We start from the raw sequence: 13,332 nt of genomic DNA on the forward strand, positions 1-13,332 counted from the left end.
GCTTTTTTGCGCTGGTCAAACTACTGGCCGATAGCTATAACTTAAGGCCAAGCCAAAGTGACACCCCCCGCACGCTGGCGTTGTGAGTGTTGCCTATGCCGTTGCAAGCCGTTCGCCCGAAAATCCTAGGCTTCATCAGTGAGCAGGCATCGGCTTGGCTGGTGGCATTGGTGGTGCTGTTGGCCGGTTGTACCTTGACGGGTATCGTCGCCTGGGCCACTCACGATCTGTATCAGCAGCAGGTGCGCCAGCGCTTTCAACTGCTGGTCAACGAGCGCTACACCCGTTTGCAGGAGCGCTTTGAAGATCAGGAACAACGCCTTAACAGCCTGCGGCGTTTTTTTGTCAATTCCTCCGATGTGTCCCGCGAAGAGTTCGATGGGTTTACCCAACCGTTGCTTCTGCGCGCCCGCGCGTACGCCTGGGCGCCACGGGTGCTGCGTCAGCAACGCAGCGAGTTTGAACAGCAAGTGTCCCGTGAAAGGGGCGTGGATTTCGTGATCCGTGAGTTGAACCCGGCGGGTGAACTGGCCCCCGCGCCGGAGCGCGAGGAGTACGTACCAGTGCTCTACAGTCAAACCCAAAGCCTGTTGGGCTCGCCCTTGGGCTTCGATCTATTGGCCCAGCCCTTGCGGCGTTCGGCGCTGGAGCGCGCGCATAAAAGCGGCAAGCTGGCAGTATCTCAACCCATGCAGTTGGTGGGCGTGGAGCCAGCTTATGCAGCCGGCGTATTGCTGGTGGCGCCCGTGAGCCGTGAGGTGGGCGCAGAACAACCTTATGGCTACGTCATGGCGGTGATCAGCATGCGCCAGCTGATGGCCGACGGTTTGCCCAAGCCGGAGCGGGACAACCTGGTGATGCAGATTGTCGACACCTCCGACCAGCAACAACGTGTGCTTTATGAATCCAACAATGCCGTGGCCGACAGCGGCCTCGTTGGGGTGCGGCGCTTGACCCTAGGCGATCATGTCTACGCCTTGACCCTGCGGCCGAGCGAAGTATTCGCCCGGGCCAACCATTCTTCGCTGGCCGCTATCCTGACCATGGGCAGCTTGCTCAGCCTGCTGCTGAGCATCTTGCTGTATATGCTGGTCAGCCAGCGCCAGCGTGCTTTGAAGATGGTCGAGCAGCGTACTCAGCAGTTGCGTCTGCGTGAGCAGGAATTGCGCGGTGCGCACGGTCAATTGCGCAGTGTGCTGAACGCTGCCACCCAGGTTGCGATTATTGCCACTGACCTGCGCGGTGTGATCAACACGTTCAATGCCGGTGCCGAACAGATGCTTGGCTTCACGGCCGATCAAGTGGTGGGCAAGTTGACCCTGGAAAGCCTGCACCTGGCGACGGAGCTGGAAATGCGCTCTGTCAAACTGGGCGTGACCCTGGGTAAGCGCATCCCCGCGAGCCAGGCCATGTTGGTAGAAAGCCCCGACAGCTTGCACGAGGCCCGTGAGTGGACGTTGATTCGAAACGACGGCAGCCCGTTGAACGTCACCATGTTGGCCACCGTTCTGCTCGACGACCACGGCCTTTGGGTCGGGCATTTGGCGATCTACCTGGACGTGACCGAGCAAAAGCGCGCCTACGAAGCCTTGGCCGCGCGCGATCGATTGCTCAAAAAACTCAGCGCCCATGTCCCCGGTGGGATCTTTCAATTCACCCTGGAACCTCAGGACAACTGGCGCTTCCTCTATGCCAGCGACGGCATGCGCGATATCTACGAAATTGAAACGGGGCTGTTGCAGCAGGATGCCAAGCGCGTGTTCGAACGCATCCATCCGCTGGACGCGGAGCGGGTGCGCGCCTCGGTGCGCTTGTCGGCGTTGCAACTGAGCCACTGGCGCGAAGAATATCGCGTGCTGTTACCGCAACGTGGCCTGCGCTGGATTCGTGGCGAAGCAACCCCGGAAGAGTTACCCGGCGGCGGCACACTGTGGCATGGGTATGTGTCGGATATTTCCGATCTCAAGCGGGTAGAGGAGGAGCTGCGCGCCTTGTCCATCACCGACTCGCTGACAGGCATTTATAACCGGCGCTACTTTCAGGATCGCTTGCGCGCCGAAATCGCCAGGCTCAATCGAACCTGCGGAGCGTTGTCGGTGATCATGCTGGATATCGATCATTTCAAGCGCATCAATGACAAGCATGGCCACGCGGTAGGCGATGGCGTGTTGCAGGAGTTGTGCTCGCGTATCAGCCAACGTCTGCGCCGCACCGATGTGTTCTGCCGTTTTGGGGGCGAAGAGTTTATGGTGTTGTGCCCCACCACCGATGGCGAACAGGCCTACAGCCTGGCGCTGGAATTGTGGCAGTCGTTGCGCAGTGCGCCGATGGAGCCGGTGGGGATCGTCACCGCCAGCTTTGGCGTGGCCAGCTGGCGGGGCGATGAAGGCATCGATGGGTTGCTGCTGCGCGCCGACTCGGCGGTGTATGTGGCCAAGCAGGCGGGCAGGGACCGGGTGGAGGCCGAAAGGGTTCAGGCTTGAAAGGCTGGCGGGATACTTAAAGGCTTACGCATGACTCGGTGGTGAGCAGGGCAAGCCTGCTCACCAGTAAATCCCTTCCACAGGTGAACGATGGTGTGTGCTAGAGCACCGGTGCCGCCGCCGTCAGTTTTGGCTGGCGATACAGATCCAGCAGCACCTGGTCCAGTACCGACGACGCGCCCCATGGCTTCGGATCGTTGAGGATCGCCACCACAACCCATGAATTGCCGTTGTTGTCGCGGCTGAACCCGGCGATGGCGCGCACAGTGTTCAAGGTGCCGGTCTTGACGTGGGCTTCGCCGCGCATGGCGGTGGTCTTCAAGCGCTTACGCATAGTGCCGTCGGTGCCGGCGATGGGCATCGAGCTGATGTACTCCGCCGCGTAAGGGCTTCTCCACGCGGCTTGCAGCATGGCCGCCATCTCACGAGCGCTGACCCGTTCGGCGCGGGACAGGCCGGAGCCGTTCTCCATCACCAAGTGCGGCGCGGTGATGCCTTTTTTCGCCAGCCACTGACGCACCACGCGCTGCGCGGCCTTGGCATCGTCGCCGTCGGCATCGTTACGGAACTGCGCGCCCAGGCTCAGGAACAACTGCTGGGCCATGGTGTTGTTACTGTATTTGTTGATGTCGCGGATGATTTCCGCCAGGTCCGGCGAGAACGCGCGTGCCAGGACCTTGGCATCCTTGGGCACCGGCGCCTGGATATCGCGGCCCTGGATGCTGCCGCCCAGTTCCTTCCAGATCGCCCGCACCGCGCCGGCGGTGTAGGTGGCGTGGTCGAGCAGCGACAGGTAGGTCTGTGAACTGCAGCCGTCGGCCAGTTGCCCGCTGACGGTCACCGTCACGCTGCCATCGGCGGCGGTTACCGGGTTGTAACGAACATCGCCGGTGCATTGCTTGGCGTTGGAGACCTTGACCTGATTGTCGATACGAATGCTGGCAATCGGTGGCTCTACCGAAACGAATACCCGTCCGCCATCGTTGCGCGTGACGAAACGCAGGGCCTTGAGGTTGACCAGCAGCGCATCGGGCTTGACCAGGAACGGCTTGTTCTCGTCATTGCCATCGTCGTTGAATTCCGGCAATTGCGGCGGGATAAAGAAGCCGCGATCCAGCACCAGGTCACCAGTGACTTGCTGCACACCGTTGGCGCGCAAATCGCGCATCAGCAGCCAGAGCTTTTCCATATTCAGCTTGGGGTCGCCACCGCCCTTGAGGTACAGGTTGCCATGCAGCACGCCACCGTTGAGGGTGCCGTCGGTATAGAACTCAGTTTTCCACTGGTGGTTGGGGCCGAGCATTTCCAGGGCCGCATAGGTGGTGACCAGTTTCATGGTAGAGGCCGGGTTCACCGAAACGTCGGCGTTGAATACGGTGGGCGTGCCGGGGCCGTTGAGCGGCAGCATGACCAGGGACAACGCAGTATTTTGCAGTTTGGCTTTTTGCAGGGCCTGCGCGACGTTGGGCGGCAGGGTGGTGTTGATCGGAGCGGCGGTGACGGAAAAGGCCAGTGGCAGAAGAAACCCGGCAAGTAACAATGGACGCAAAGATTTGATCATAAAGAATAAGACCCTACTGCTGAGGAGGGTGAAAAAGGCGAGGGGTAAATAGGAAAAATCCCTCAATGGTCAAGAAAGTGTCGGCATTATGCCCCAAGGCGCGGGCTCTTGTAGCTGAACGATAGCTGCTAATGCGCGTTTTTTTCCACACAAACCGCCGCCCGTCCCAGAGAGTCGGGCAATCGCCGTCTTAAACTGCTAAAGTGCCGGCCGTTATTACTTAAGAGGACTGTTCCAATGGCGACTAACCGTTCCCGGCGTCTGCGCAAAAAACTGTGCGTTGATGAATTTCAAGAGCTGGGTTTCGAACTGAACCTGGACTTCAAAGAAGGTTTGGACGATGAAGCGGTTGACGCTTTCCTCGAAGCATTCCTGACTGAAGCGATGGACGGCAATGGCCTGGACTACGTAGGCGGCGACGACTTCGGTCTGGTGTGCTCGGCCAAACGCGGTTCGGTCAGCGAAGAGCAGCGTGCAACCGTCGAGGCGTGGCTCAAGGCCCGCCCAGAGCTGACTCGCGTTGAAGTGAGCCCGCTGTTGGACGCATGGCACCCAGAGACGCCGATCAACCCGGTAGCCTGATGTGCTGAAACAGCGACCCGCCCGGGTCGCTGTTTCGTTTGGGGCTTTGAAAACTCAGGCCTTGCGCCCATTTAGAATCAACAGCGTCAACACCCCCGCCACGATCCCCCAGAACGCCGAGCCGATGGAAAACAACGTCAAGCCTGACGCGGTGACCATAAAGGTGATCAGCGCCGCTTCCCTTTCCTTGGGTTCATTCATGGCAATGCTCAAGCCGTTGATGATCGAGCCAAATAACGCCAACGCCGCAATCGACAGCACCAGCTCCTTGGGCAACGCTGCGAACAATGCCGCCAGTGTCGCGCCGAACACCCCGGCAATGCCGTAGAACACACCGCACCAAACCGCTGCTGTGTAACGCTTGTTACGGTCTTCGTGGGCGTGGGGGCCGGTGCAGATGGCCGCGCTGATCGCCGCCAGGTTGATGCCGTGGGAGCCGAACGGTGACAGCACCAACGAGGCCAGGCCGGTGGCGGTGATCAGCGGCGAGGCCGGCACGTTATAGCCATCGGCGCGTAACACCGCCACGCCCGGCATGTTCTGCGAGGTCATCGCCACCACGAACAGCGGAATGCCGATGCTGATGGTGGCTGCCAGCGAGAAGTGCGGGGTGGTCCACACCGGCGTGGCGACTTCCAGATGAAACCCGCTGAAATCCAGCAACCCCATCGCGCCCGACAACAGGGTGCCGATGATCAGCGCGGCAAGCACGGCATAGCGCGGTGACACGCGCTTGATGATCAGGTAGGTGAAGAACATCCCCAGCACCAGGCCGGTGCGATGCTGCGCCGCGACGAAAATCTCACTGCCGATCTTGAACAGAATGCCAGCCAGTAACGCGGCTGCCAGCGACGCCGGAATGCGCTTGACCAGTTTTTCAAAGCTGCCGGTCAGCCCGCACAGCGTCACCAGCACCGCGCAGGTGATATAGGCGCCGATGGCTTCGCCGTAGGTGACACCGCCCAGGCTGGTGATCAACAGCGCCGCGCCGGGGGTGGACCAGGCGATGGTAATCGGCGTGCGGTAACGCAGGGACAAGCCAATGCTGCACACCGCCATGCCGATGGAAATCGCCCAAATCCATGAGGAGATCTGCGCCGTGGTCAAACCTGCGGCCTGTCCGGCTTGAAACATCAGCACCAAGGAGCTGGTGTAGCCGGTCATCATGGCAATAAAGCCGGCGACAACCGCCGAAGGGGAAGTGTCGGCCAGTGGGCGCAGGGGCGCTTGGGTGGCGTCAGTCATGAACGCTGTTCCTTTTTACCTGGGGTTTGCCGGTGAAGGCGCAGATTCAAGCCTAAACTCAAACGTAACGACGCATTGCAATACAGCCGAGGCCGCAAACAGCCGTACAGTGTGTTGGCCTGTTGGGTTGTGTACAATGTGCGCTGTTTTTAGCGGATACTTGCCAGCGACCCGCTGTTGCCGTATTACCGTAAAGTCGCCGTATCACCGATAATTCGCCGCCGTTCTCCAAACCCGAGTGCCCATGAACGAACAGTTGCAACCTCTCAAGAAACAACCGCGAGCCGGCAAGGCCGGTCGCAGCGGAACCCAGGACGATATTGTCTATGCGCATATCTTCGAGGCCATCCTTGAACAACGCCTGGCGCCCGGAACCAAGTTGAGTGAAGAGGCACTGGGGGAAATCTTTGGCGTGAGCCGCACCATCATTCGTCGCGCCCTGTCGCGCCTGGCCCATGAAGGCGTGGTATTGCTGCGGCCCAATCGCGGCGCGGTGGTGGCCAGCCCGAGCGTCGAAGAAGCGCGTCAGGTGTTCCTGGCCCGTCGCCTGGTAGAGCGGGCGATCACCGAGCTGGCGGTGCAGCACGCCACCGCCGAGCAACTGGCCGAGTTGCGCCAGATGGTCAACGACGAGCGCGACAGTTTTTCCCGTGGTGATCGTGGTGCCGGTATCCGCCTTTCCGGCGAATTCCACCTCAAACTGGCCGAAGCGGCAAAGAATGCACCGCTGATCAGCTTCCAGCGCAGCCTGGTGTCCCAGACCTCGTTGATCATCGCTCAGTACGAAAGCGGTAACCGCTCCCACTGCTCCTACGATGAGCACACCCAGTTGATCGATGCCATCGAAGCCCGCGACGCGGCGTTGGCGGTGAACCTGATGATGCATCACATGGATCACATCGACAGCAAGCTCAACCTCGATGAAGAGAGTGCGTCGGATGATCTGCATGCGGTGTTCTCGCATCTGTTGCAGACCAAGAAGCCTGGGCGTTCCTCGATAAAGCTGTAATTTTCCTGCTTTGCCAAGGACAAAATGTGGGAGGGGGCTTGCCCCCCGATAGCAGTGGAACAGTCACCTCATGCAGTGACTGACACTCTGTTATCGGGGGCAAGCCCCCTCGCTCATTGGTTTTGTGCTGGTGCCAAGATCAGCGTTGGTGCACCCGTTGGCCGGCGGCATAGGTCTGCAGCACGGTGCGGTCATCTCCCAGGGTCATCAATACAAACAACGTTTCGTCGATGCTGTTCGACTGCTTCAGGCGGTAGCTGAGCAGCGGTGTGGCGTTGTAGTCCAGCACCAGGAAGTCCGCATCCGTGCCCGGTTGCAATGTGCCGATCTTGTCTTCCAGGCGCAGCGCCCGCGCGCCGCCCAGGGTCGCCAGGTACAGCGATTTGAACGGGCTCAACCGCGCGCCCTGCAACTGCATGACTTTGTAGGCTTCGTTCAAGGTTTGCAGCAGCGAGAAGCTAGTGCCGCCGCCCACATCGGTGCCTAGGCCAACGTTCAGTTTGTGCTTCTCGGCCATCGGCAAGTTGAACAGGCCGCTGCCCAGGAACAGGTTCGAGGTCGGGCAGAAGGCAACCGCCGAGCCGGTTTGCGCCAAGCGCGCGCATTCGTCGTCGCACAGGTGCACGCCGTGGGCAAACACCGAGCGCTCGCCCAGCAGCTTGTAATGGTCATACACATCCAGGTAGCCGCTGCGCTCCGGGAACAACGCTTTCACCCACTGCACTTCCTGCAGGTTCTCGCTGATGTGGGTCTGCATATACAGATCCGGATATTCCCCCAGCAACTGCCCGGCCAGTGTCAATTGCTCCGGCGTGCTGGTGGGGGCGAAACGTGGCGTGACCGCATAGTGCAGCCGGCCTTTGCCATGCCAGCGCTCGATCAACATCTTACTGTCCTGATAACTGGACTCGGGCGTGTCGGTCAGATAGTCCGGCGCGTTGCGGTCCATCATCACCTTGCCGGCGATCATGCGCAGGTCGAGTTTCTGCGCCGCTTCGAAAAACGCGTTCACCGATTGCGGGTGCACACTGCCGAACACCAATGCGGTGGTGGTGCCGTTGCGCAGCAGTTCCTTGATGAAAATATCCGCCACTTGCTCGGCATGGGCCTTGTCGGCGAACTGGCTTTCGCAGGGGAAGGTGTACGTGTTGAGCCAATCCAGCAACTGTTCGCCATAAGCGCCGATCATCCCGGTTTGCGGCAGGTGGATATGGGTGTCGATCAGGCCGGGGGTGATCAGCGCGTCCTGGTAGTGGGTCACGTCAATATCGGCCGGCAGTGTCGGCAGCAATTCGCTGGCGTGCCCGAGGGCGCTGATCTGGCCGTTATCAATCACCAGCAGGCCGTCTTCGAAATACTCATAGGACGCTTCGATGCCCACCTCGGCGGGGTCGGCAATGCTGTGCAGGATGGCGGCGCGGTAGGCTTTGCGGGTCAAAGGCATGGTCTTCTCAATGGGTCGCTTGGCTGCGGCGTGACACCGGCAGCAGTTTGGCAATCGGTTCGGCGCTGGCGTTGTGCTGGCCGAAATTGGCGTTGTAAGTGGCGATGATTTCGCCCGCGATGGAAATGGCGATCTCCACCGGTAATTTGCCCTTCACCTCGGTGAGGCCCATGGGGCAGCGCATGCGTTGCAACTGGGCGGCGTCGAAGCCGCGATCACGCAGGCGGTGTTCGAACTTGACGCGTTTGGTCTGCGAGCCGATCAGGCCGAAGTAGGCGAAATCGTTGCGTTTGAGCAACGCGGCGCTCAGTTCCAGGTCGAGTGCGTGATTGTGGGTCATGACGATGCAGTAGCTGCCCACCGGCAAGTCGGCGATTTCGTCGACCGGTTCTTCGCTGACGATTTTACGCACGCCCTCGGGGATCTGTTGCGGAAACTCCTGCTCGCGCGAATCGATCCAGCGCACCCGGCACGGCAGGCTCGCCAGCAACGGCACCAGGGCGCGTCCCACATGGCCGGCGCCGAATACCGCAATCTGCGCCTGCACCTGGCCCATGGGTTCGAACAGCAGCACGGTGACACCACCGCAGCACTGGCCCAGGCTCGCGCCCAGGCTGAAGCGCTCCAGATGGGTGTTTTGCTGGCCACGGGCGAGCATCTCGCGGGCGATCTGCATCGCTTTGTATTCCAGGTGCCCACCGCCAATGGTGTCGAAGGTTTGCGACGCACTGATGACCATCTTGGAACCGGCATTGCGTGGCGTGGAGCCGAGTTCTTCGATGATGGTCACCAGGACGCAAGGTTCGCCCTGGTTCTGCAGGTCGGCGAGGGCGCTGATCCAGTTGTTCATAGTCACCTCTAGTGATGTCTTTCAGGCCGCTATCGGGGGCAAGCCCCCTCCCACATTTGAAAGCATTCGCAGATCACTATGTGGGAGGGGGCTTGCCCCCGATGGCAGCACCTCGATCTAGAGCGAAGCCATCTCGGCTTCAGTCTCAACGGCTGTCGCCGCCTGCAACTGGCGCATCTGTTCGCAACCCCACAACACCCGCTCGGGTGTCGCCGGCGCGTCGATCTTCGGCTGATGGCGATAACCTCCAAGGCTCGCCACCGCATCCTTGATCGCGCACCACGAGGCAATGCCGAGCATGAACGGCGGTTCACCCACGGCCTTGGAGTGGAACACCGTGTCTTCCGGGTTCTTGCGGTTTTCCACCAGCTTCACCCGCAGGTCCAGGGGCATGTCGGCGACCGCCGGGATCTTGTAGCTGGCCGGGCCGTTGGTCATCAATTTACCTTTGTCGTTCCACACCAGTTCCTCCATGGTCAGCCAGCCCATGCCCTGGATGAAACCGCCTTCCACCTGGCCGATGTCGATAGCCGGGTTCAGCGAAGCGCCCACATCGTGAAGAATGTCTGTGCGCAGCATCTTGTATTCGCCGGTCAGGGTATCGACGAGCACTTCGCAACACGCCGCGCCGAACGCGTAGTAATAGAACGGCCGGCCACGGGACTGGCTGCGGTCGTAAAAGATTTTCGGGGTCTTGTAGAACCCGGTGCTCGACAGCGAGACCTGGGCGAAATACGCCTGCTGAATCAGCGCCTCGAAGGTCAGGATCTGCTCGCGCACCCGCACATGGCCGTTATGAAACTGCACATCCGCTTCACTGACGTCGTACTTGCGCGCAGCGAATTCCACCAGGCGCTGCTTGATGGTTTCGGCGGCATTCTGCGCGGCCTTGCCGTTCAGGTCGGCACCGCTGGAGGCGGCGGTCGGCGAAGTGTTGGGCACCTTGTCGGTGTTGGTGGCGGTGATCTGCACGCGGTCGATGCTGACCTGGAACACTTCGGCCACCACTTGCGCGACCTTGGTGTTCAAACCCTGGCCCATCTCGGTGCCGCCATGGTTCAGGTGGATGCTGCCGTCGGTGTAGACATGGATCAGCGCGCCGGCCTGGTTGAGGAAACTGGCGGTAAACGAAATGCCGAATTTGACCGGGGTCAGCGCCAGGCCTTTTTTCAGGATCGGGCTATGGGCGTTGTAGCGACGAATGGCTTCGCGGCGTTCGGCATATTGGCTGCTGGCTTCCAGTTCGGCAGTCATCTCTTCGAGCATGTTGTGCTCGACGGTCTGGTAGTAGTGGGTGACGTTGCGCTCGGTCTTGCCATAGTAGTTGGCCTTGCGCACGGCCAGCGGGTCGAGCGCCAGATGGCGGGCGATGGCGTCCATCACTTCTTCGATGGCGACCATGCCTTGCGGGCCGCCGAACCCCCGGTAAGCGGTGTTGGAGGCGGTGTTGGTCTTGCAGCGATGGCCATTGACCGTGGCGTCGCCCAGGTAATACGAGTTGTCGGCGTGGAACATGGCGCGGTCGACAATCGAGTTCGACAGGTCCGGCGAGCAGCCGCAATTGCCGGCAAGCTCCAGATTGATGCCGTGCAGACGACCGGTGTCGTCGAAGCCCACGTCGTATTCGATATAGAAGGGGTGGCGCTTGCCGGTCATCAGCATGTCTTCGACCCGCGGCAGGCGCATCTTGGTCGGCTGGCCGGTCAGGTGGGCAATCACCGCGCACAGGCATGCCGGGCTGGCGGCCTGGGTCTCCTTGCCACCGAACCCGCCGCCCATGCGACGCATGTCCACGACGATTTTATTCATCGAAACGTCTAACACTTCGGCCACCAGCTTCTGTACTTCGGTGGGGTTCTGCGTGGAGCAATAGACGATCATGCCGCCGTCTTCGGTGGGCATCACCGAGGAGATTTGGGTTTCCAGGTAGAAGTGCTCCTGGCCGCCGATATGCAGCGTGCCCTGAATGCGATGTTGAGCCGCGGCCAACGCGCCCGCCGAATCGCCACGCTGGTGGGTGTGGCTGTCGAGCACGAAGTGTTTATTGCGATAGGCCTCGACCACATCCAGCACCGGTTCCAGGTCCTGGTATTCGATCACCGCCGCCATCGCCGCTTTACGCGCGGTCTCCAGGTCGCGGGCGGCGACGGCCAGCACCACCTGGCCGACGAACTGCACAGTGTCGATGGCCAGCAGCGGATCGCCAGGCAACAGCGGGCCGATGTCTTTCAAACCTGGCACGTCTTCATGGGTGATGACGATGCGCACACCATCGAAGGCGTAGCAGGGGGCGGTGTCGATGCTGAGGATGCGGGCGTGGGCGCGGTCGGACAGACGCGCGTACACATGCAACTGGTTGGGGAATTCCAGGCGGTCGTCGATGTACTGCGCCTCCCCCGATACGTGCTTGGCGGCGCTGTCATGCTTGACGCTGCGCCCGACTCCGCTGGTCAAGTCCTGGGCGAACAGTTCGGCCAGCTCGGCCTGGGTTTTTTCCACGGCGTGATGGTTAGACATAAGCGGTCACCCGAGTCTCGATATGCGGCGTTTGCAGCTCGATGAAATATTTGCGCAGCAGGTTCTGCGCGCTGAGCAGGCGGTATTCCTTGCTGGCGCGGAAGTCCGACAGCGGGGTGAAATCCTCGGCGAGGGCGGCGCAGGCTTGCTCGACCGTGGCGGCGTTCCAAGTCGCGCCCACCAGCACGGCCTCGCAGTGCCGCGCGCGTTTGGGTGTGGCGGCCATGCCGCCGAAGGCCACGCGGGCGGCTTGGACCACACCGTTGTCGAGGGTCAGGTTGAACGCGGCGCAGACCGCGGAAATATCGTCATCCAGACGTTTGGAGACTTTGTAGGCACGGAACAGCGTATGGCCCTTGGGCACGATGATTTTCTCGATGAACTCGCTGTCCTGGCGCGCGGTCACGCGGTAATCGATGAAGTAGTCCTCCAGCGCCAGGGTGCGCCGGGTGTTGCCTTTGCACAGCACGATCTGCGCGCCCAGGGCGATCAGCAGCGGCGGCGAATCGCCGATCGGCGAGGCGTTGCCGATATTGCCGCCCAGGGTGCCCTGGTTGCGGATCTGCAGGGAGGCGAAGCGGTGCAGCAGATCGCCGAAGTCCGGATACGCTTGGTGCAACGCGGCGTAGCAGTCGGAGAGCGGGGTGGCGGCGCCGATTTCCAGGCGGTCGTCGAACGACTCGATGCGCTTCATTTCTTCAATGTTGCCGACGTAGATCATCACCGGCAGCGTGCGGTGGAACTGGGTGACCTCGAGCGCCAGATCGGTGCCGCCGGCCAGTAAGCGGGCTTGCGGATAGGCGTCGTAGAGGTCGGCCAGGTCGGCTACCGTCAGGGGCACCAGGCAGCGTTTATCGCCGCTATTGAGTTCGCCGGTCTGGGTCGGGGCGATGGCTTTAAGGCGTGCAATGGTCTGGGCTTGGCGGCTGTCGAACTGGTCTGCGGGCTTGTTGCAGCAGGCCTGTTCGGCGGCGGCGAGAATCGGACGGTAGCCGGTGCAGCGGCACAGGTTGCCGGCCAGGGCCTCATGGGCCTTGGCGCTGTCGGCGGCGTCGCTGTTTTTTTGCAGGGCAAACAACGACATCACGAAACCGGGGGTGCAAAACCCGCATTGCGAGCCGTGGCACTCGACCATCGCCTGTTGCACGCTGTGCAGTTGGCCTTGGTGCTTGAGGTCTTCGACGCTGATCAGTTGTTTGCCGTGCAATGACGAAACGAAGGTCAGGCACGAATTGAGGCTGCGATAGCGAATCTGCTCGACGCCCTGAGCATCGCTGTGCAGCTCGCCGACTACCACGGTGCAGGCACCGCAATCGCCGCTGGCGCAGCCTTCCTTGGTGCCGGATTTGCCCACATGCTCACGTAAATAGTTGAGCACGGTCAGGTTGGGGTCCAAGGCGTGCTCGCTACGGAGTTCCTGGTTGAGTAAAAACTGGATCACGGAAGGCCTCGCAGACTCATTATTGTTGTTAACCGCTGTGGGCCGAATCTAGTCATGTCTGACTTTTCGGTCAATTGTTTTCTGACCTAAGGGTCAAGAAAATGCGGTCACAACCTATTCAATTATGGTTCAGTCTTCTGGAACCGGCGTTTTTGGCGGCGTGTAGACAGGCAGAGCTGCTTATTTCATGCCAATTCGCG

The 13,332-nt window shown here is 60.9% G+C and carries 9 protein-coding genes; 3 read left to right on the top strand and 6 right to left on the bottom strand.

The window, feature by feature from the left end; all coding sequences use genetic code 11:
- Nucleotides 1–95 precede the first annotated feature (95 nt).
- On the top strand, nucleotides 96–2,483 hold the full coding sequence (locus tag ABX75_RS00390) for a diguanylate cyclase (protein WP_034099705.1): 2,388 nt from the start codon (nucleotides 96–98) through the stop codon (nucleotides 2,481–2,483).
- Nucleotides 2,484–2,583: 100 nt separating this feature from the next.
- Here ABX75_RS00390 and dacB read toward each other — a convergent pair whose 3' ends face one another.
- Nucleotides 2,584–4,044: a D-alanyl-D-alanine carboxypeptidase/D-alanyl-D-alanine-endopeptidase gene (dacB, locus tag ABX75_RS00395; protein WP_047881277.1), complete on the bottom strand. Its 1,461-nt coding sequence runs from the start codon at nucleotides 4,042–4,044 to the stop codon at nucleotides 2,584–2,586.
- Between the two features lie 237 nt (nucleotides 4,045–4,281).
- On the opposite strand from dacB, the gene ABX75_RS00400 reads away from it, so the two are divergent.
- Nucleotides 4,282–4,626, top strand: coding sequence for a YggL family protein (locus ABX75_RS00400; protein ID WP_034099703.1), 345 nt, complete (start codon nucleotides 4,282–4,284; stop codon nucleotides 4,624–4,626).
- A 54-nt stretch (nucleotides 4,627–4,680) separates the two neighbouring features.
- Here ABX75_RS00400 and ABX75_RS00405 read toward each other — a convergent pair whose 3' ends face one another.
- Nucleotides 4,681–5,871, bottom strand: a complete 1,191-nt coding sequence (locus ABX75_RS00405) for a benzoate/H(+) symporter BenE family transporter (RefSeq protein ID WP_034099702.1) — start codon at nucleotides 5,869–5,871, stop codon at nucleotides 4,681–4,683.
- A gap of 244 nt (nucleotides 5,872–6,115) precedes the next feature.
- Between ABX75_RS00405 and ABX75_RS00410 the strand changes: the two genes are divergently transcribed.
- Complete coding sequence (locus tag ABX75_RS00410; RefSeq protein WP_015885332.1) at nucleotides 6,116–6,880, top strand: GntR family transcriptional regulator; 765 nt, start codon at nucleotides 6,116–6,118, stop codon at nucleotides 6,878–6,880.
- A 139-nt stretch (nucleotides 6,881–7,019) separates the two neighbouring features.
- Here the strand turns inward: ABX75_RS00410 and guaD are convergent, their stop codons facing one another.
- From guaD to xdhA, 4 genes are all read right to left on the bottom strand, one after another.
- Nucleotides 7,020–8,324 (bottom strand): guanine deaminase, encoded by a 1,305-nt coding sequence (guaD, locus tag ABX75_RS00415; RefSeq protein WP_040269109.1) that lies wholly within the window; start codon nucleotides 8,322–8,324, stop codon nucleotides 7,020–7,022.
- Between the two features lie 7 nt (nucleotides 8,325–8,331).
- The gene (gene xdhC, locus ABX75_RS00420; RefSeq protein ID WP_040269108.1) at nucleotides 8,332–9,174 is read right to left on the bottom strand and encodes a xanthine dehydrogenase accessory protein XdhC; all 843 of its coding nucleotides are present in this window, start codon (nucleotides 9,172–9,174) and stop codon (nucleotides 8,332–8,334) included.
- Nucleotides 9,175–9,291: 117 nt separating this feature from the next.
- Nucleotides 9,292–11,691 (bottom strand): xanthine dehydrogenase molybdopterin binding subunit, encoded by a 2,400-nt coding sequence (gene xdhB / locus ABX75_RS00425; RefSeq protein ID WP_047881278.1) that lies wholly within the window; start codon nucleotides 11,689–11,691, stop codon nucleotides 9,292–9,294.
- Nucleotides 11,684–13,132 (bottom strand): xanthine dehydrogenase small subunit, encoded by a 1,449-nt coding sequence (gene xdhA / locus ABX75_RS00430; protein ID WP_047881279.1) that lies wholly within the window; start codon nucleotides 13,130–13,132, stop codon nucleotides 11,684–11,686. Before xdhA ends, xdhB begins: the two co-directional genes overlap by 8 nt.
- Nucleotides 13,133–13,332 lie beyond the last annotated feature (200 nt).

Source organism: Pseudomonas sp. ARP3, assembly GCF_001029595.1.
GTDB lineage: Bacteria > Pseudomonadota > Gammaproteobacteria > Pseudomonadales > Pseudomonadaceae > Aquipseudomonas > Aquipseudomonas rhodesiae.